The sequence below is a fragment of the Metaplanococcus flavidus genome, assembly GCF_042675885.1.
GTDB classification, from domain to species: domain Bacteria; phylum Bacillota; class Bacilli; order Bacillales_A; family Planococcaceae; genus Planococcus; species Planococcus flavidus.
The window spans coordinates 127,747-146,653 of record NZ_JBHTKI010000020.1 but is presented as its reverse complement, the minus strand read 5'-3'; the positions used below and the strand labels follow the sequence as shown (position 1 = coordinate 146,653).

The 18,907-nt window shown below is 45.7% G+C and carries 16 protein-coding genes; 10 read left to right on the top strand and 6 right to left on the bottom strand.

Annotated elements, in window-relative coordinates:
• Positions 1 to 171: 171 nt before the first annotated feature.
• From ACFQ1X_RS13270 to ACFQ1X_RS13250, 5 genes are all read left to right on the top strand, one after another.
• Positions 172 to 738: an MEDS domain-containing protein gene (locus tag ACFQ1X_RS13270; protein ID WP_144840800.1), complete on the top strand. Its 567-nt coding sequence runs from the start codon at positions 172 to 174 to the stop codon at positions 736 to 738.
• A 220-nt stretch (positions 739 to 958) separates the two neighbouring features.
• Positions 959 to 1,774, top strand: a complete 816-nt coding sequence (locus ACFQ1X_RS13265; RefSeq protein ID WP_144840799.1) for an STAS domain-containing protein — start codon at positions 959 to 961, stop codon at positions 1,772 to 1,774.
• Positions 1,775 to 2,620: 846 nt separating this feature from the next.
• A complete protein-coding gene (gene nhaC, locus ACFQ1X_RS13260) occupies positions 2,621 to 4,006 on the top strand; it encodes a Na+/H+ antiporter NhaC (RefSeq protein ID WP_144840789.1) in 1,386 nt (461 codons plus the stop codon).
• 231 nt (positions 4,007 to 4,237) lie between these two features.
• Positions 4,238 to 5,746 (top strand): phytoene desaturase family protein, encoded by a 1,509-nt coding sequence (locus ACFQ1X_RS13255; RefSeq protein WP_144840788.1) that lies wholly within the window; start codon positions 4,238 to 4,240, stop codon positions 5,744 to 5,746.
• 162 nt (positions 5,747 to 5,908) lie between these two features.
• Complete coding sequence (locus ACFQ1X_RS13250; RefSeq protein ID WP_144840787.1) at positions 5,909 to 6,778, top strand: peptidylprolyl isomerase; 870 nt, start codon at positions 5,909 to 5,911, stop codon at positions 6,776 to 6,778.
• Positions 6,779 to 6,923: 145 nt separating this feature from the next.
• Here the strand turns inward: ACFQ1X_RS13250 and ACFQ1X_RS13245 are convergent, their stop codons facing one another.
• Positions 6,924 to 8,006 carry an AI-2E family transporter gene (locus ACFQ1X_RS13245; protein ID WP_144840786.1) on the bottom strand — a complete coding sequence of 361 codons (1,083 nt, stop codon included), beginning with the start codon at positions 8,004 to 8,006 and terminating at the stop codon, positions 6,924 to 6,926.
• Positions 8,007 to 8,246: 240 nt separating this feature from the next.
• On the opposite strand from ACFQ1X_RS13245, the gene ACFQ1X_RS13240 reads away from it, so the two are divergent.
• Positions 8,247 to 8,975, top strand: a complete 729-nt coding sequence (locus tag ACFQ1X_RS13240) for an SDR family NAD(P)-dependent oxidoreductase (protein ID WP_144840785.1) — start codon at positions 8,247 to 8,249, stop codon at positions 8,973 to 8,975.
• Positions 8,976 to 9,134: 159 nt separating this feature from the next.
• Here the strand turns inward: ACFQ1X_RS13240 and ACFQ1X_RS13235 are convergent, their stop codons facing one another.
• From ACFQ1X_RS13235 to ACFQ1X_RS13225, 3 genes are read right to left on the bottom strand one after another with little or no spacing between them, the layout of a single operon-like run.
• Positions 9,135 to 10,007 carry a hypothetical protein gene (locus tag ACFQ1X_RS13235; protein WP_144840784.1) on the bottom strand — a complete coding sequence of 291 codons (873 nt, stop codon included), beginning with the start codon at positions 10,005 to 10,007 and terminating at the stop codon, positions 9,135 to 9,137.
• Positions 10,008 to 10,031: 24 nt separating this feature from the next.
• Positions 10,032 to 10,169, bottom strand: a complete 138-nt coding sequence (locus ACFQ1X_RS13230) for a hypothetical protein (protein ID WP_379082910.1) — start codon at positions 10,167 to 10,169, stop codon at positions 10,032 to 10,034.
• Positions 10,153 to 10,512, bottom strand: coding sequence for a flavodoxin family protein (locus ACFQ1X_RS13225; protein WP_144840783.1), 360 nt, complete (start codon positions 10,510 to 10,512; stop codon positions 10,153 to 10,155). Before ACFQ1X_RS13225 ends, ACFQ1X_RS13230 begins: the two co-directional genes overlap by 17 nt.
• Positions 10,513 to 10,687: 175 nt before the next feature.
• On the opposite strand from ACFQ1X_RS13225, the gene ACFQ1X_RS13220 reads away from it, so the two are divergent.
• Complete coding sequence (locus ACFQ1X_RS13220; RefSeq protein WP_144840782.1) at positions 10,688 to 11,440, top strand: DUF6920 family protein; 753 nt, start codon at positions 10,688 to 10,690, stop codon at positions 11,438 to 11,440.
• A gap of 373 nt (positions 11,441 to 11,813) precedes the next feature.
• On the opposite strand, the gene ACFQ1X_RS13215 is transcribed toward ACFQ1X_RS13220, so the two are convergent.
• Complete coding sequence (locus ACFQ1X_RS13215; protein ID WP_144840781.1) at positions 11,814 to 13,013, bottom strand: MFS transporter; 1,200 nt, start codon at positions 13,011 to 13,013, stop codon at positions 11,814 to 11,816.
• 222 nt (positions 13,014 to 13,235) lie between these two features.
• Here ACFQ1X_RS13215 and ACFQ1X_RS13210 point away from each other — a divergent pair, with 222 nt between their 5' ends.
• Together ACFQ1X_RS13210 and ACFQ1X_RS13205 are read left to right on the top strand one after the other, a co-directional pair.
• Positions 13,236 to 13,418, top strand: coding sequence for a hypothetical protein (locus ACFQ1X_RS13210; RefSeq protein WP_144840780.1), 183 nt, complete (start codon positions 13,236 to 13,238; stop codon positions 13,416 to 13,418).
• 160 nt (positions 13,419 to 13,578) lie between these two features.
• The gene (locus tag ACFQ1X_RS13205) at positions 13,579 to 13,908 is read left to right on the top strand and encodes a hypothetical protein (protein WP_144840779.1); all 330 of its coding nucleotides are present in this window, start codon (positions 13,579 to 13,581) and stop codon (positions 13,906 to 13,908) included.
• 45 nt (positions 13,909 to 13,953) lie between these two features.
• On the opposite strand, the gene ACFQ1X_RS13200 is transcribed toward ACFQ1X_RS13205, so the two are convergent.
• Positions 13,954 to 14,796: an aldo/keto reductase gene (locus ACFQ1X_RS13200; RefSeq protein ID WP_144840778.1), complete on the bottom strand. Its 843-nt coding sequence runs from the start codon at positions 14,794 to 14,796 to the stop codon at positions 13,954 to 13,956.
• 343 nt (positions 14,797 to 15,139) lie between these two features.
• On the opposite strand from ACFQ1X_RS13200, the gene ACFQ1X_RS13195 reads away from it, so the two are divergent.
• On the top strand, positions 15,140 to 18,904 hold the full coding sequence (locus ACFQ1X_RS13195) for a DEAD/DEAH box helicase (RefSeq protein ID WP_144840777.1): 3,765 nt from the start codon (positions 15,140 to 15,142) through the stop codon (positions 18,902 to 18,904).
• The last annotated feature ends 3 nt before the right edge of the window (positions 18,905 to 18,907 follow it).

The following is an 18,907-nucleotide window of genomic DNA, read 5'->3' as shown; positions in this document are numbered from 1 at the left end:
TTGTTGTGGTGACTACCATTATACAGGATTTGGGGAGGTGCTCTATTTTCATGCCGTTACACACCTAGAGCCGCAAGGTCTCGGAATTATGAAATTTACTCAAATCATTTATTTAATGAAAAAAAATTGGTAGAATGTTGGGATGTGCAACATACGAAGACAGGAGGGAAAATGTTGGAAATAAAAATTCCCGAGTTTACAGCAAAATTGCGTCACAACGACGGCGCTCATATTTTTTACCTGAGTGAAGAAAAAGAGGCCTATATCAAGAACGCTCTAGTTTTCATATTGGATGGGATCCGAAATGAAGATTATGTATTGATGATTGAAAACCCTCGACTGACACCGCTTATCTGTCAACAATTGGAACAGCTTGTGACAGAAGAGGAACTGAAAACGGTCCGATTCGCCAATAATTTTGAATTCTATTGGAGACAAGGAGATTTTCTGCCTGAATCGATTATTCAATATTTTAAAAATACGCTGAAGGCTGCTTCACTCGAAGGCCGTTCTTTCCGGACATGGGGCCATATTGAATGGGGAAACCAGGGAGATTTTGAAGAAAAGATCCTCACTTATGATAACAATGCGAATAAATTCGTAACTGAAAATAAGTTCATCGCTGTTTGTGCCTATGATTCCCCCCGGGTTTCAGAGCAGCTGCAAACCCAATTGCGCGCCAGGCATAATTACTTAATGGAGGATGACCGGATTAATGTAATCCCGGTTTCATGGTGACAGCAAGATATAGATTTTGAAAGGGCACTTCGCTGCACTTGGCGGAGTGCTCTTTTTATTGTGCTGGTATGCTTAGAAGTGTTTATATTACTTACTTTTTAACTGAAAGTGCTGTTTTTTTAGACTGGTTTTATAGAAGTGATCTCGGGGAATAGTAAAAAAAGATGGGTTATATAACTTTTGTACAATGTAATATGATTCTGATTGCGAGGAGAGGGAGATGGAAAATATCTTACATGAAATAGCTGCATTTATTAGGGAAGAAAATAAATCACTGACAGAAAACCTGTTGCGGCAGGCAACTGAGCAATTAAATTTGGAATTGACGGAAGAGCAATTGGCTCACCACTACGATTTGTTGGAGCTTCTTTTAGAAAAGGTCTCTATGGGCTTGCTGCTTACCCGGCAGGAAACGCAGGAGTTGGAACTGGATTACGACGTTGATCAATTTTTTTATAATGATGGAACCCTGCTGAAAAATACGGTTGAAATTATCAGTACTTTTCGGTTGTCGCTTCATCGTGAACTTTTGGAACGGGGAATGTTGAAAACCAGCAGCGCATCTCAAATCTCCTGGCTATATCACCATATAATCTACATTTTTGATGATGCTATCCGAAAAACAACTACAAATTTCAACCTGGAAAATCAAAAAATACTGGCTGCGAATGAACAGGAGATTATGGAGCTGGCTGCACCGATAGTGCCCATCAAAAGTGGAATCGCCGTCATGCCGCTCATTGGCGAATTTACCGATTCGAGAGCAGTATATCTTTCCACGGAAGTCATTCCCAAGGTAGTGGATCTGGACATTGAACAACTTGTAATCGACTTTTCAGGCATCCAGAATTTCGATACGAACGTCGCACAGCAGATCTTTCAAATTCGGGATATTCTCCAGCTTCTTGGGATAAAGCCTGTATTGACGGGGATTCGGCCCTTGATTGCTCATACCGCTGTCAGCTTGGGAATAAAGATGAACGAGATGCAGACTTATGGGACTGTAAAGGAGTTCCTGGAGGTCAACGAGCATTAAGAGGAAGCTGACTAAAATTTAATAAGGTTCTTGACTTGTATGGAGAACGTGCTAAGATTATGAAAATTGAAAGCAACTATACGAACGTTGAAAGATGATTGAGTAGGCTAATTGCGGGCAGCAAACAGAGACTGGATGGGGAGTGCAAATCCAGGCAGCAATTCAGGTGAATTACGCCATCTGTAATTTCAGCGATGAATGAAGTGGATGTTCCTGCTCGTTGCAGGATGTCAAATTGGGTGGTAACGCGGAGAAAGTCTTCGTCCCTTTAATCAGGGATGACAGGCTTTCTTTTTTTCGTTTTATTATCGATTTGTCCATTTTGAATTAAAAATCTAGTATTTATATGCCGCTTCGGCGCTCTGGACAAGGGCAAAGATTATGCTCCTGCGCAAGCTCGTCGCAAAGGAGGTGCCATCTTCGTATGGCACACCTTGGCTCACGCAATAAGCCGAGAAGAGCACTCGTCTTTTGCTCCGTCGGCATTCGCCTGCTCCTGGAACGCGCCATCGCTGAGAGAACTTTCTAGAGATATGGAGCAAAACAACGCAGAAAACCGTACTGCTCCTGCAGCGCTAATGCGCTTCGTCGCAAAGGTTTGGCCGAATGATGTTCGGCCAAACCTTTCCTGGGGGACCAAGCGAAGTGTCGAGATCCACTCGTGCGTTAGCCAAGCGATGCAACGCACTTTTATGTCTCGAAGCTAGCGCAGCGATGCAGGGACAGAGACAGGAGCACGGGGGGTGAGTTAGCCCGACGCGGGGCCCCGGAAAGCAAGCTGTTTTGCGGAATATCGACAACAATAAGTTAGTTCATCATATATAGAAAAAGCAGGGGGAATTGGAAATGTTTCATATCAAGGCAGTATTATCACCAAGTTTTACAGAAGCGGTTGCCCTAGTCACCATTGTGGTCGCAACCATCAGTTCCAGTATCATTCTGTTCGAAGCCCCTCCGCACGTGCCAATCCTGTTGTCGATTTTGCTGCTGATCTGTTATGGCTTGGCGAAAAAGATATCGTATAAGGAGCTGGAACAAGGCTTGGTAAAAGGCGCGGGAGCGGGAATGAGTGCGGTTTTCCTGTTTTTCTTCATTGGCATCCTGATCAGCAGCTGGATGATCAGCGGAACCATTCCGACTTTAATCTATGGAGGGTTCAATCTGGTAACTCCGCTCTTTTTCTTTGCAATTGTTTTTGTCGTCACATCGATCATCGGCCTGTCCATTGGCAGTTCTTTGACGACAGTGGCGACAGTCGGTGTTGCTTTCATCGGAATTGGTGGCGCGCTTGATCTGTCCCTGGCTGTAACGGCGGGTGCCATTGTTTCCGGTGCATTTTTCGGAGATAAAATGTCACCGCTGTCGGATACGACCAATCTTTCGTCCACAATCGTTGGCGTCGATTTGTTCGAACACATCCGCAATATGGGCTGGACGACGATTCCGGCATTCGTTTTGACATTGATTTTTTTCGCATTTATGTCCCCAACGATTACACTGGACAACACGGCGGATATCGCCCTTTTTAAAGAAGGGTTGCTGGCGTCGGGATTAATTCACTGGTATTCAATCATTCCATTAATCGTTCTGGTGATTTTGACGATCGGGAAAATTCCTGCTTTGCTGACATTGGCAGCGAGTTCAATTGCGGCAATCATCATTTCATTGTTCCATCAGAGCCTTGAAGTTGCTCAAATGCTTGGAATCCTGTTCGGCGGCTACGTTTCGTCCACCGGAGTCGAAGAAATCGATGTGCTCCTCTCAAGAGGCGGCATGGAAAGTATGTTCTTTACGATTGCGTTGGTACTGCTCGCCCTCAGCATGGGCGGGCTGTTATTCACTTTGGGGATCGTACAATGTTTACTCCAGAAGATTGAAAGCCTGTTGAAAAAAGTATCCTCTGTGATCGCGGCTTCTGCGATGACGGCCATTGGCATAAATATCCTGATCGGGGAACAATATTTATCTATTCTGTTGACGGGTCAGGCTTTTCAGGGTCCTTATGAAAGAGTCGGACTGGCTGGCAAAAACTTGAGCCGGGTCATGGAAGATGCCGGAACTGTGGTCAATCCGCTTGTGCCCTGGAGCGTTTGCGGAATTTTCATCACGACGGTTTTGGGCGTATCCACATTGGAATACTTGCCGTTTGCCATCTTTTGCTTATTGTCACCAATCCTGACGATCCTGTTCGGCGTGACGGGCAAAACGTTGACGTACAATAAACAGGCATAACAATTAAGGGAAGAAACTTTACTCAAAAGTTTCTTCTTTTTTCTATGGAAGGAAAGTGCTCACGTCTTTCATTAAAAAAGGTTATAATTATTATACAAAAACTATATGTAAAGTTTTTAAAAATGCCCAGCAGGGAATAAGAAGAAGTACGGTTATGTGCTGAAGAATGCTCAGCAGGAATGTTTCAAAAGCTATCGGGATTTTAATAATGGGATGAAAGGCGGTCCATATATGGGGAATTTGAATAAATCGGTAATCGTAATCGGGGGTGGCCTGGGTGGTTTGTCGGCGGCCATATCTCTGGCGCAAAAAGGCTATGCGGTTTCTTTGTATGAAAAAAATGACCATATCGGCGGAAAAGTGAATCGGCTGGAGCAGGACGGTTTCGGTTTCGACCTGGGTCCGTCGATTTTAACGATGCCGCATATTTTCGATAAATTATTCAAGGGAAGCGGCAAACGGATGGAAGATTATGTGCCGATCAAGCGGCTGGAATTGGAATGGCGATCGTTCTTTCCTGACGGCACGGTGCTGGACTTGTATCGTGACCTTCATTTGATGGAGCGCGCAAATCCAGCGCTTTCAAAGAAAGACATGAAAGAGTATTATACTCTATTGAAATATGCCCAGCGGATTTATAAAACGACGGAGCACAGTTATTTGAAAGAAGGCTTTGAATCGCCGAAAGAGGCGGTTGCCCAGAACGGTATTCTAGCCACATTGATCGGCTTCGATTTGACGTCGACGATGTACAGCGCCATTTCCAAACGCATCAGCAATCCGCATCTTCGCGATATGCTGTCCTATTACGTCAAATACGTCGGTTCTTCACCGTACAGCGCGCCGGCCGTTCTCAATATGATGATTTACATGCAGCATGCCCAAGGGTGCTGGTATGTAGTAGGCGGCACCCATAAACTGGCTGAAGGACTCACGAAACTGGCCAGAGAAGAAGGCGTACAAATCCATACGGGTGTTGGTGTTGTTCGGGCGCACACGAATAAAGACAAGAAAATTTCGGCGATTGAACTCGAAGATGGAACGCTCAGAACTGCCGATTATTATGTCTCGAATATGGAAGTCATTCCGTTCTATAAAAAAATGGTGGATGCGGACGACAAATTTGTCACGAAGCTGGTGAATAAATACGAACCATCGAGTTCCGGTCTCGTACTGCATCTCGGCGTGAAGAAAACGTATCCGTTCCTGAATCACCACAATTTCTTCTTCTCGGAAAATCTGCATGAACAGATGGATAAAGTATTTGAAAAACATGAACTGCCGGACGATCCTACAATTTACCTGGTGAACGTCAATAAAACCGATCCAACGCAGGCGCCTCCTGGACACGAAAATATCAAGATCCTGCCGCATATCCCTTACATCCAGGAGGAGCCGTTTACCCCGGAACAATATCGGCAGTTTGAAGAACGCGTCCTTGATAAGCTTGAACGCATGGGCTTGCACGGATTGCGGGAAAATATCGTGACAAGAGATGTCTGGACGCCGCACGATATTGAACGCACGTACGGCTCTGACCGTGGAGCCATCTACGGCACCGTTTCCGATAAGAAGCGCAATGGTGGCTTCAAGCATAAGAAACAAAGTGAACTCTACGATAACCTGTACTTCGTCGGCGGCACCGTCAACCCGGGCGGCGGCATGCCGATGGTGACGTTAAGTGGCCAGCAGGTGAGCGACAAGATTGTAAAGCGTGACAAAGCGCTGAGCAAAAAATAGGACTTTCACTGGAAACTGCAAAAGAGGAGAAGCATTTACAGCGCTTCTCCTCTTTTTTTTGTCTACGTTAGAAAAGAAATATTTTTATTAATGTATCGGTCATAGTTTGTTCATAACTGCCTGATAAAGTGGTGCTATCGATAAAAAGAAAGAGGGATGAATGTGAAACAGGCCATGTATATTGCAATTGGAGTTATCGCCGCATCGGCAATTTTTCTGTTAGTAGGATTCAACAAAGGGGAAGTCGTTGCGACAGTCGACGGCAAGGCAATCGAAAAGGATGCACTTTATGAACAGATGGTGAAGACAAGCGGACCAGAAGCTTTGGATATCATGATTTCCAATGAAATCATCCGCCAGGAAGCTGATAAAGCGGATATTGAGATAACACAAGAGGAACTGGACGCGGAACTGGCTGAATACGAAGAGGCTTACGGTGGTGCTGAAGGACTGGCGGCGGCAATCGAAGGCAGCGCTTTGACAATGGAGGATCTGGAAACCGAGATGGAGACTTTCCTGAGAATCGAAAAGTTGATCGGTCCGGATGTCGAAATAACTGAAGAAGCCATTGAAACGTATTTCACGGAAAATAAGGAATCGCTCGGCCAAAGTGCCACAGTGGAAGCCAGCCACATTTTAACTGAAACAAAAGAGAAGGCGGATGAAGTCGCGAAGAAATTAGCCGACGGGAGTGACTTTGCGGAACTTGCCGCAGAATATTCGCTTGATACGGCATCTGCCGAAAATGGCGGAGAACTTGGCAGCTTCGGAACAGGTGAAATGGCCGCAGAGTTTGAAGAAGCCGCCTTTGCAATGAACCCGGACGATATCAGTGATCCGGTCGAAACGGAATTCGGTTTCCACATCATTAAAGTAACTGACAAAACCGAAGCTTCTGAAGCAACACTTGAAGACAGCAAAGAACAAATCAAAGAGACTTTATTCGAAGAAGCCTTAAATGCGCAATATGCAACATGGATTGCTGAAAAACAAGCTTCGTACACTGTCGAAAATAAATTAAACGCAAGCTGAGGTTGAAGCCACAGTTTGGCCAGGGATAAAAAGATGTCCGGGCAAATGGTTCGTATTGAAGAAGATATAAGATAAACAAAAACCGCGATTCGGATCTAGGTCCAAATCGCGGTTTTCCCATGTTTTTCTATTAGACCGCCAAGTATTAGCGCAGTGCCGGATACTTCAGTCGGATCAACCGGTATAAATTCTGTACGATTGCCTTTCCGACAGCATAGACAGGAATAACAAGAATCATGCCGATAATGCCGGCAAAACTGCCGCCAATATATAGAAGGAAAATAATCGTGACTGGATGCACTTCAAGTTTATGGCCCATAACGTTAGGCGAGATGAGGTTGCTCTCGATTTGCTGGATAATGATGATGGCGATTGCAGTCCACAGCGCCAGAAGCGGATCCTGGAAAAATGCCACAATCAATACAGGAATGGCTCCGATGAAAGGCCCGAGAAACGGAATCAGGTTGGTGAACATCGACACAAGCGCCAGGATAACCGCGTATTCCAAGCCCAGCAGCATATAAGCGACCAGACTGAGAGCACCCACGAACAGGCTGACAATTGCCTGCCCCTGAATATAGGCACTCAGGTTTTCATCCATGTCCTGCAGAATTCTGCGACCTTCATCACGCGAATCCTTCGGAAGGAACTTTACTAAACGATCAGGGAGCCGCTCTCCATCTTTTAAAAGGAAAAACAGGACGAACGGGACAATGACCAGTTTGGTCACTATGCCAAAGAAGCTGGCAAGAAAGCTAAGAATAGTTGAGCCAAACCCTTCAAATCTTGTTGAAAAACTGTCCATGAATGTTGAGGGCTGAAGTCCGGGCATAATGTCCTGCTCTTCAATATAAAACCACCAGTCGCTTTCCAGCGTCATATTGATCCAGTTCTGAACCCGGTTGACAATGGTCGGGAAATTATTGATGAGCGCCATTATCTGATTCACCAATATCGGGCCCAGCCAACTGCCAAGAAGGAAAATAACGACTGTGAATATAAAGAATATGGAGAGAATAGCCGACACACGCCCCATTCGTTTTTCCAGCAAGCGCACTAGCGGGCGGAATATGTAATACAGGATCCCGCCCACAATAATCGTGGGAGCGATAGTCGAGAAGATGACACGGAACGGGTAAAGCAGAAACGGCATCCGTGCCGCGAGATATATAATGATCAGCAAGAGGACGACGCTGTATAAAAATAGAAACCATCGAGTTTTGGGCATGCTCAGACCTCCTTGCTTTCAGGGGTGTTTTACAGAATAATCCTTTATACCCTTATAGCCTATGAAAGGTGTCATTAAACAAAAAAGGAACAACTGAACTTCTTGTGTATATGCAGCCCGCATTGCTGTTAATTCAAACTTCGCTGAGCAGTTTACAAGGTTTATTCAGTCAAATCCCGTACAGTGGGTATCGAGGAAGCAATTAACTTCTTCAAACAATATTAGACATGGAGGAATAAAATGACTACTCAAACATTTGCAGAAAACTTATTTGAAGGACGTACAGCTGTGGTAACAGGTGGAACCTCAGGTATTGGAGAAGCAACAGCTGTTTATTTAGCGAAACTTGGAGCGAAGGTATATGCAGCAGGGTTGAATTCAGAAGCATTAAATATTCCCGATGGCCTGGACATTGTGCCCGTTGAAATTGACGTCACTGACGAACCGGCTGTCGAAAAATTCATGAAATCCCTTGAATCACTGGATATCTTATTCAATGGCGCGGGAGTTAACTTGCCAGAACAATTTGCACAAAATACTTTTAAAAAAGTGATTGATATTAATATGAACGCGGTATTCCATTTCAGCACGCTCGCTCAACCGTTGCTGGCGAAGTCTGAGATCGGAACTATCGTTAACGTTTCCTCGATGCTGGCAATTTTCGGGTCTGACTTTGCTCCAGCTTACAGCGCTTCCAAAGGGGGAGTTGATCAGATTACAAAATCACTGGCGATTGCTTATGCCAAAGACGGCATCCGTGTGAATGCTGTAGCCCCAGGCTGGATCAATACACCACTGGTGTCAGGTTTGGAAGATGACTTCATCCAGCCAATCGTTGACCGCACACCATTCAAACGTCTCGGGGAACCTGTTGAAGTTGCACAAACTGTTGCATTCCTGGCTTCTCCAGCCGCATCGTTTATAACGGGGGCAATACTGCCTGTTGATGGTGCATACTCGGTTCAATAAATTCTTGACCATGTTTACAATTTGAAGAGCCTTGTCCTTTTCTCGCGAGAGATTATGGATAAGGCTTTTTTTCGGTTCTATCTAACGAACTTAGAAAGACATAAAATTTTAACGCGTATCTGAGTGTCTTTTTTAAGTCAATAAAGAATAATTCTAAAGCTATGCGTGGGGAACTTGGATTTCCCTATGCAATAAGTCTTCGTAAAAACCCTGATCATATTCCTTCAACACCATCAGCCCTCGCAACGTATTCATTGCACCGAACCTATTTTTTTCCATTTTGAAATGAAGGCGTCCCGAGTGGGTCGGACCCTTTGTCAAATAGCCTTTTTCAAATTTTTTCTTGAGTAATTCCAAACCTTCCTCCAATGCAGGTTCATATGGATGTTTGATGGAAGCAAAATAAACCAGTGCGCGCAGGACATCGTATTTCCATCTTGTCGGGAAGTGGAACTGGACGATATAGGGCAGGATGATTTCGTTTGTCGATTCCCGGTGCATGAGGTTGCGGCGCAATAAATAAGCCTGACCTGCAGGGATCTGTTCTTTGATCGCCGGGAGCAGGTTGCGATAGCCGTGCTTTTCGTAATCTGCATAGGCTTCCAGGACGGACAGCGTGGTGTGAATGGAACTTTTTCTGCTGGTCCCATAAACGGCTGAGCAATTCCATCCGCCATCCGGCATCTGCCATTTGAGTAAATACTGAATCATTTCGTCAATTACTTGGGAAGGATGTTGGCCATATGTCAATAAACTCACAAACATTGCCACGACACAAACATCATCTTCCACAAATTCTTCGGGATTCCACATGATTTCGAGTGATTGCAAATCGCGCATCGTGTAAAATGTTGAAATCCATTTGGGTCCGTATATTCCATTTCCCCAAGTATGCGTTTCTGTATTGTAACAGGAAAGAAATTCCCCTACCCAGCCGTCATCTGAGTAGGGATTTTCCTCGCCCAAAAGATAAAGTTGGGTTTGCCGTCTGACAGCGGGATCGCTGCCCAGCAAGATATCCATTACTTTCATCCAGTTAACCTCCTACAGCAGAGTTCAGAAATCGTATTGGCTGCTGAACCGATCAACCAGGTCATCGATCTGCTGTTCTCTTTTTTTGCTTGACCAGTTGATAACGCCGGATGTTTTCACTTCGGCTCCTTTGGCTTTGAGCATTTTAATCATTTGGGACAAAGCAAAAGTGCCCCCCCATCCATCTGTACGGAAAATGCTCTGTCAAAAAGCAAGAGACATTTTTTGTATCGAAAACGGGTATTTGTTTAAGATAGAGATGAAATCCGGAGCAGAGGTTAAATGCCTGAACCCATGCGCCAAAAATCAGTGCATCATAACCGCTCGCTTCGGGAATGTGATCCAACTTAATGTTTTTGGGATGGTGCTCAGGGTCCGTGTTATCAAGATTTTTCATTCTAATCAACGAAACCTCGTGGCCGATGCTTTCCAATTTTTCGCGGATTCTTTCACCGACAAGCATAGTGTGGCCGGTCTGAGAATGAACGATAATTCCAATATTCATGACTTTTACCTCCATTTCACGCTGGTATTCCGGCGAGCGCCCGTGACGGGTGAAAGTGAGAGTCTGACGGCTGTCTTTCATTTACTTAATTACTTCCATGCGCAACCCTAATATCCTTTATTCATGTCAATGTAAATTTTGGAAACAGCTATTACATCTGAAAGGTGGGTCAATGATGGAGAAAAATACGGATTTTGGAGCACAGTTCAGCCACAATGTACAAAATGGAATCACCCCAGAGATGATGGAGTCACTGCCGCCAGTGATAAAAAATTGGCTCCATGCGATTGGGGCTGTCGGTCATGCACCTATCCGCAACATCCGTCTGAATCAAACAGGAACGATTAAATTGAAACCGGAGCAGAAAGAGTGGACCGCATCCGAATCGGAACAAATCAGCCACACCGATCCGCCCGCGTTCCGTTGGGATGTGAAGATGAAACTTGCCCCTGGCATCTATGTAACCGGTAAAGACAGTTTCGAGCGCGGCTTGGGCAGCATGCGCATCAAGCTCGGCGGCATCATGCCGATTTCGAAAACGATGGAAAATGAAAAGACCAATCAGTCATCACTGCAGCGCTACCTTATGGAGCTGGCGTGGTATCCAACGGCGGCAGTAGGTCCGTATATTTCCTGGGAGGAAGAAGATGCCTATACGGCAATCGCTACGTTGAAGTATGCAGGATTGCAAGGCTCCGCTACTTTCTATTTTGATGAGCAATACGAATTGCTGAAAGTGGAGGCCTGGCGCTACAAAGAAAGCGATGAGGATTCGCGTCTCGTGTTATGCACAGGCACCATCAAAGAACATCAGCGCTTGGACGGATTGAAAATCCCTGTGGAGCTCGAAATCAGCTGGCTGCTCGAACATGGGCCGTTTACGTGGTACCGTTTCAGAGCAAGCGATATCCGGTTTAATACCATTTGAAATGCAGAATTTTAAAGCATGAAAAAAGGCACCCTTCGTTAAAAGGATGCATTTTTCAGGCTGTCGAGAAACAGACAACTTCTCCAATCATTGCCCTCTAGGCAGAACGGAAGTGTCCACTTTCCCACATAAAATAGACATAAACGTGTATTCCTTGGTAGAAAGTGATCTGAGATATGAAGCAAAACAGCGCAGACGCCCAGGGGACCAAGCGAAGTGCTGAGATCCACTCGGGCGAAGTGGAACGAGACCGAGTTAGCTCAGCGCGAGCCCCCAGGCAAGCAAGCTATTTTGCGTAATATCGATTTACATTTTCTCTTTCTCAACAAGCTAAAAAGAGGCATCCTTCGTTAAAAGGATGCCTTTTTTCATGTTATGAAATCGAAGCGGCCGTACTTTCTGCGCGCTCTTTTTTACCGTGCAGCACATAGTACAGAATGGATGCGGCAAGTGCCGTAAATCCGAGTATGACATACAGCGTGCTAAAGCCGGTCAACGGAATGATGAAACCAAGAATATAAGGTCCGAAACCGAGTCCGGCATCCAGAAAGATAAAGAACGTCGAAGTCGCGAGCCCCATCCGGTGGGGTGGCGTCAGCTTGACGGCGATGGCCTGCGTGGTCGACTGCAGGTTGCCAAAACCGAAACCGATCAGGACGGCTGCAGTTAAAAATGCGAAGCTGCTGGTTGCCGTACTCAGAAGCAAAAGCCCTGCGGCCAGCAGCACAAATGCAGGGTACATGACAAAATTCGCTCCCTTACTATCCATTAAGCGGCCGGTAAATGGACGCGAAAGCAGGACGGCTATAGCATATACAACAAAAAAGAAACTGGCGGTCTCAACCAGATCGATTTCTATGGCATAAAAATTAATGAAAGAAAGAATGCTGGAAAAGCATAGAGCTGCAGTAAAAGTGATAACCGCAATGGGCAGAGCTCTTGGTTCCAGGAAATCGGATATTTTGAATCCTCCTGCTTTGTCGCTTTTAACGAAATAATCCACAGGCGGCACTTTTACGAAAAGCGCAAACGCCAGACTGATCAATCCGAAAAAGACACAAAGCGCAAAAATCATTTCAAAGCTGGTGCGCTGGCTCATATACAGGCCGATAAACGGTCCGATTGCCGTTGCTAACGTGGAGCTCATACTGAAATAGCCGATCCCTTCACCTTTTCGGGTCATGGGAATAATTTGCGCCACAATAGTTCCCGCCGCAGTGCTTGCCATCCCGAGCGTCATGCCGTGAAGAAAACGGTTGATCATCAGAAACGTCAGATTAAGGTTCACAAAATACAACAGCGTTGTTAATACAAATAAAATCAGGCCGATGATCAATGTTCTTCTGCGCCCGATCTTTTCGATCAGCCGTCCGATGATTATCCGACCGGTCATTGTCCCGATAATGGCTATGCCCGTCGCCAGACCGGCTTCGCTTGTGGAGGCACCGAATTCCGCCACTGCATAAACGGCGATGGTGACGATTAATAGGAAAAAGACTAAAGTTAAGAAAAAATTGACGGTGGAAATGAGGATAAATTCCTTCGTCCAGAGTTTTGGTTTATTTAAATTCACTTGGTGTCTCCTTGTCCAATAGATTAAGGCGCGGGTGGCCCGCTATTTTTCTTCAGAGAATAACTATATCGGACCAGCCCCCCGAACACAAGAAATTAAAAGCTTCAATAATAGGATGAAGTTTTACGAAAGTTGCTTGACTCATTTTTTAGACATTCAGTTAAAAAAAGGTTATGCTTAACGCAGTTCGCAGACCATGTTTGTGGTGATGAGAACGGAAGGATGATTGAAATGGCATTTATGGACAAACTGAACGCCTTGAAAGACAAGTCTATTGAAAAAGGCAAAACGCACTGGGAAGAAAATAAAGATGATTATAAAGAAAAAGCGACGACATATAAAGAAAAAGCGATAGTCATGAAAGATGACGTTGCGAATAAGATAAAAGAGAAAACGAAGAAGTAAAGGGCGCTGCACATTGCAGTGCTTTTTGTTTTCGTAAAAATAAGCCGATTCAATTTTGAAATGGCTTACTGAGCAAACGCCTGAAGATGTTTAGCTCTGCTCCATGGAGTAAATAACATCTATACATAAGATAATTATACTCGTGGAAGGAGTGAGTACAATGAGGCTTACAGCTGTCGCCTTGTCGGAAGTGGTAGAGCATGCAGACGAAGGGAAAAGAAAAGGGTTGGATGGAACCGTATATCTTCAGCAGCAAGAAACAACTGAAGGCGGTACGGTATTTGGGGATGAAGATGCCAGTGGCGGTAAAGCCATAGAGAAAATCCGGCTTTTACTGGAAACCTCGGACAATTCCATTTACTATGAAGATGAATTTACAGATATGGATTTTTATAAAGATGCACTGGTCCAGTTGGAACGGCTGGAAACCTATTACCCGATTGAACGGGTGTCAGAAGAGGAACTCGGGCAAAAGCTTGAGGAAAATTAGAAAAGAAACAGGCGCTTCCTTTACACAAGGAAAGCGCCTGTTTGTTTAAAAATCAAAATTATCCGGGTCTGAACCGACTCGTTTGTTCTGGTTCAATGCGGAAATCCGGTCCATATCTTCAATCGATAACTCGAAATCAAAAATCGAAGCGTTCTCAACGATGCGCTGTTCGTTCGTCGATTTCGGAATCGTCACAACTCCGTTTTGCAAATCCCAACGAAGAATGATCTGTGCAACCGATTTGCCGTATTTCTCTCCGATTTCCTTCAATAAAGGCTGGTCCAATAATTCACCGGCCATTAAAGGAGACCAGGCTTCCATTTGGATGCCTTGTTCCACACAGAACGCTTGAACTTCTTGTTGGGTGAGATATGGATGGTATTCAATTTGATTGACCATCGGTTTCACTGTTGCCTCCGACAGTAAATCTTTCATGTGGTGAACATGAAAATTGCTGATTCCGATTGATTTGACCCGGCCATCGTTGTAGAGCTTTTCCATGGCTTTCCATGTGTCTTTATATTTGTCTGCCACCGGCCAGTGGATTAAATACAAATCCAAATAATCCAACCCCAGGCGTTCAAGGCTCGCTTCATAAGCCTCAATGGTGGAGTCATATCCCTGATCGGCATTCCAGACTTTTGATGTGATGAATAAATCTTTTCTTGAAATGCCGGCTGCCTCGATTCCTTCGCGGATGCCCTGGCCGGTGGCTTTTTCATTTTGATAGATAGCTGCAGTATCGATACTGCGGTAGCCATTTTTAATAGCGGTTTTTACTGCATTGACCAGTTCAGGTCCTTCTTTGACTCTGAAAACGCCCAGTCCGAACCAGGGCATTTCTGCCCCGCTCTGCAATTTAACTACATCCTGTAAACTTTTTTCCATATAATGAAGAGCCTCCTGTTTTTTAAAAATTTGATTGTTCTTCGCGGCAGGAAATCGGTGTCTCCGTTTAAAAACTGCGAATGTATTTCCATACCCCAAAGAGCTGAGGATAAAGCTTCCGGAAGTGGATTATTCTGTGACTGAAACCAGTTTATCGTCGATTCTTCCAAATCTTTCGCAGAAATGAAGCCGGAGAATTTTTAGGATTTATTGTTTCTGCTATTTATTTTCGTGTGATAGCATACCTCAATAGATGTTATAATTAAAAGATATGGTGATAAATCGGACATGACTATTAAAGAGTCACAGAAATGATTTTCCAGATTTCAGAACAGGTGATGGAATGGTTCAAGCACAGACAAATACATATAAAACATCAATCAGAATAACCAAAACCGCTTCAGAAAAAATGAGAGGGTTCGGCATCAGCGAACGCTCGTTTTTTAATGGGGCCAAGCCTTTTAACTTGTTTATGGAGCGCTATCCGTCCGGCACGGATGGCTCTCTTTCGGTGGCGCTGTTTTTGGGACCGGAGCAAGCGAAGCGGGTGGCGGACAATGTGGATGGAATAATCGTTCTGCACTGCGTGTTCCGGAACCATCAATTGCTGGTGGCGAATGTGACACTCCGAAAAGCGTATCAGTCGATCGGGACGAATTGGCAGCGGGAAGAGTCGGTTGTGTTCACGGATTCGCGCGATCCGGTGCCGGTTGCATTCATCAATTTGATCAACCGGATGACGCCTGCGAAAGAGCGTTCGGAGTATGTGAAAAAACGGATCTCCAGCTGGGAAGGCTATTTGAAGATTCAGGAGCAGGGCATGGATATTCCCGATATCAAATCGGTCTATTCGAATCTTGCGTTCAGCCACGACTTCAGCCGCATCACATTGACGGGATGCCAGATGAACGACAAGGAGTGGAAGTCGTTGCGCAATTTAAGTGTGCGCCTTACCGGAATTGACGGAGACGTCGGCACGGTACTGAAGGCTTCGAAAAGAAACGTCGAAATCGAATTGAACAATTACATCATTAAGCAGATGAGGGAAAAAGGGCACAGCCTTGCCAAAAAAGAAGTTGTCTTCAGCAATTTCGCAGCGTTAAGCCAGATTCGCAGACTGCGACAAGGCTTCACGAATCTGGAGAAAGGGCTGGCGGTGAATCCGCAGCTCGACCGTCTTTTATTCGAAGAGAAACCGACCGTGGCACCATTGAAAGCACTGGAGAAGCTGACTTATCAAAACCGGCTGAACGAGTTTCAGCAACAGGCTGTGTCGGGTGCAATTGCAGCGGAAGATCTGTATGTGATCCAAGGGCCGCCGGGAACTGGCAAGACGACCGTCATTTCAGAAATTTGTCTTCAGAACGCGAAAAAAGGATTGCGGACGCTGGTCGCTTCCCAGTCGAATCTCGCTGTCGACAATGCGCTTGGTCGTTTGTTGACCAACAAAGATATTCGCATTCTGCGTGTTGGACGCACCGAAAGCATTGAAGAAGAAGGCAAGAAATTCATCGAAGAAAATGTAGGGCAATATTGGAAAGACAGTACGTTAAATGAAATAACGGAACAATACGAAATGCGCAAAAAGCGCGAAGTGGAACTGGCAGAAAATCTTGAAGCGACCGAACGGGCTTATGCGGAATTGCAGCCGGTTGTTGAGAGCCTGAAGCAAGCGGTAGCGGATAAAAAAGACGCGGCCGAGAAACAAAAGGATATTGAGAACCTGTTGAATAAAGAACGGCATAAGCTTGAAGCGTTTGATCTGCAAAGGGAACAGTCTCTGCAGGAGAAGGCGGAAAGCGAACAAAAACTTGTCGCGCTTGCAACATCAATTGCCGAAGATCAGGAGCTCGTTGAAAGCGAAAAAAATCTGGACTGGTATGAGCAGGAACTGGAGCGTGTCGGAGCGGTGATCGAGCAGCTGGGACAAGCGCTCCATCATCAACAGCTGGAAGCAGAAATGGCAGACAAGAAACGGAAAATGGCTGTCATTACGGAAGAGCTTGAAAAAGTACGTGGTTTGATTGGCGATAAAGTTGGCGCCCTGGAAGTGATTGAAAGCATCAAAAAAGTGGATGGGCTGCTGGAACTGATGGCGCAGCAGGAGATTGAGGAAACAACGGCCATCACTTATTCCATGGGAAAATTGGATTTGATCCGTGACAAGATGAAGGAGCGGAAACAGCTGGAAAAGTTGAACGACAGCTTAACAGCGGCAATCGGCTACGTGGAGAAATTGCTGGCGCCTGCAGGAATTGCCCTCGATAAGGTGCGCGACAAAGCTGTGGCCAGTGGGGAAGCATTCACGCTGGCGGATATTGAAGAGTTTTTGGACAAGCTGCGTGCATTCCTGAAGAGTTCACCGAGCATCGATTCTGCGGCCCTTGGAAAAGTATTAACCGGTTTGTATAAGCGGCAGAACGAGCTGTGGCGAAGAGGCGCGGAGCTGAAACCGGCCGATGTCTACATCGATAATTCCAAGCGGTCGTTTCAGGAATTGAAAAGAGCGATCGGCGGGGAACTGCTGAAACAGCAACAGCAGTCCACTGCTTTGGACAGGAAATGGTCAGAAAAGCTGGACGGCGTACAACAGGAACTCAATTCTCTTGCACAGCGTGCAGAACAATTGTCGGTCACAATTGATATTCCTGCTGATATTGAATCGGCGATTCGTGAACAAAAGACTGTACTTCAGGCGCTTAATCGCGACAAGGCTTCTTTTGAACAGCTCGGCCAGCGTTTGGAAAAGCTGCAAAGAGAACAGCTGCAGGAAAGCGCTGCGCTCGGTCACGTCCAGAAAAGAATCGCTGAAATCAATGCAGTACTCGAGCAGACACTGGAACGCATTGCAATCAATGAAAGAGAGCAGGAAGCGCTCCAACTGATCCTGTCTTCCGATCCGGAAGCCGAATACGAAAGAACTGCGAAAAGGATTGCCAGTCTTTCATTCGATATGGAATCGCTGAAGCAGGAACAGAAAAACTTGCCGCTGATGCAAACCATTCAGAAGAAATGGCTGGAGTTATTGGCAGATGCCAATGACCATGACTTGGACGAGATCCGTAAATTGTATATCAAGCACGCCAATGTGATCGGCACGACATGCGTCGCTTCGGCACGCAAGGATTTTATTGATAATTACCCGGAATTTGATGTGGTGATCATCGATGAAGTTTCGAAAGCGACACCGCCGGAACTCCTGCTGCCGATGCTGAAGGGCAAAAAAATCATTCTTGTCGGGGATCATCACCAATTGCCGCCGCTGCTTGGCAACGATACTTTGGAAGAAACGCTTGAGGAAATGATCAGGGAAAACAGCGGTTTTGAGGAAAAGAGGGAACTCGAGAAGCTGCTGGAAGAGTCGCTGTTTGAGCGGTTATATAAAAATTTGCCGGAGTCGAACAAGACGATGCTGGCGATTCAATACCGGATGCATGAAGACATCATGGAGACGATTTCGCCGTTCTATAAATTCGACAACGACCAATTGCAGTGCGGGCTGGAAGATTCGGACCGTGATCGTGACCACTTCCTGGAATCACCTGGCATAAAACGCAGCAACCACTTGATGTGGCTTGATCTGCCGAATGAACCGGCGTATTTCGAGGAACGGATGAGCGGCGGAAAGAGTTTGTACAATTCCGCAGAACTGCAGGAAATCAGCCGTTTGCTGACAGAACTGAACGGCGCGGTTTCGGAAGCGAAAGACGCTGGAAGAATCGATGCCAATGAACTGAAAACGGTCGGCGTCATCTCGTTTTATGGTGAACAAGTGAAGCGCCTGCAGCGCATGATCGACCAGGAACTGCGATTGCCGCATTTGACGATTCGCACGGGCACCGTTGACCGCTTCCAGGGCAGTGAGATGGAAATCATCCTGCTCAGTATGGTGCGCAATAATCAAAACAATCACGGTGATATCGGCTTTGCCAAAGATTACCGTCGGCTGAACGTTGCCTTGTCGCGCGCGAAGCAAATGCTCGTGATGATCGGCAGTTCGGACATGTTTACGAAAAGGGCGAAAAAAGAGGAAACCAAACGGATGTACCGTCACGTGCTGGAGACAGTGAAGAAGAAAAACGGCTTGAAAGTCTTGCAGAAGGGGTGAGCG

Coding starts and splice junctions, on each gene's coding strand:
- ACFQ1X_RS13270 (WP_144840800.1), top strand. CDS start 172: ATGTTGGAAATAAAAATTCCCGAGTTTACAGCAAAATTGCGTCACAAC.
- ACFQ1X_RS13265 (WP_144840799.1), top strand. CDS start 959: ATGGAAAATATCTTACATGAAATAGCTGCATTTATTAGGGAAGAAAAT.
- nhaC (WP_144840789.1), top strand. CDS start 2,621: ATGTTTCATATCAAGGCAGTATTATCACCAAGTTTTACAGAAGCGGTT.
- ACFQ1X_RS13255 (WP_144840788.1), top strand. CDS start 4,238: ATGGGGAATTTGAATAAATCGGTAATCGTAATCGGGGGTGGCCTGGGT.
- ACFQ1X_RS13245 (WP_144840786.1), bottom strand. CDS start 8,006: ATGCCCAAAACTCGATGGTTTCTATTTTTATACAGCGTCGTCCTCTTG.
- ACFQ1X_RS13240 (WP_144840785.1), top strand. CDS start 8,247: ATGACTACTCAAACATTTGCAGAAAACTTATTTGAAGGACGTACAGCT.
- ACFQ1X_RS13235 (WP_144840784.1), bottom strand. CDS start 10,007: ATGAAAGTAATGGATATCTTGCTGGGCAGCGATCCCGCTGTCAGACGG.
- ACFQ1X_RS13225 (WP_144840783.1), bottom strand. CDS start 10,512: ATGAATATTGGAATTATCGTTCATTCTCAGACCGGCCACACTATGCTT.
- ACFQ1X_RS13220 (WP_144840782.1), top strand. CDS start 10,688: ATGGAGAAAAATACGGATTTTGGAGCACAGTTCAGCCACAATGTACAA.
- ACFQ1X_RS13210 (WP_144840780.1), top strand. CDS start 13,236: ATGATTGAAATGGCATTTATGGACAAACTGAACGCCTTGAAAGACAAG.
- ACFQ1X_RS13205 (WP_144840779.1), top strand. CDS start 13,579: ATGAGGCTTACAGCTGTCGCCTTGTCGGAAGTGGTAGAGCATGCAGAC.
- ACFQ1X_RS13200 (WP_144840778.1), bottom strand. CDS start 14,796: ATGGAAAAAAGTTTACAGGATGTAGTTAAATTGCAGAGCGGGGCAGAA.
- ACFQ1X_RS13195 (WP_144840777.1), top strand. CDS start 15,140: ATGGTTCAAGCACAGACAAATACATATAAAACATCAATCAGAATAACC.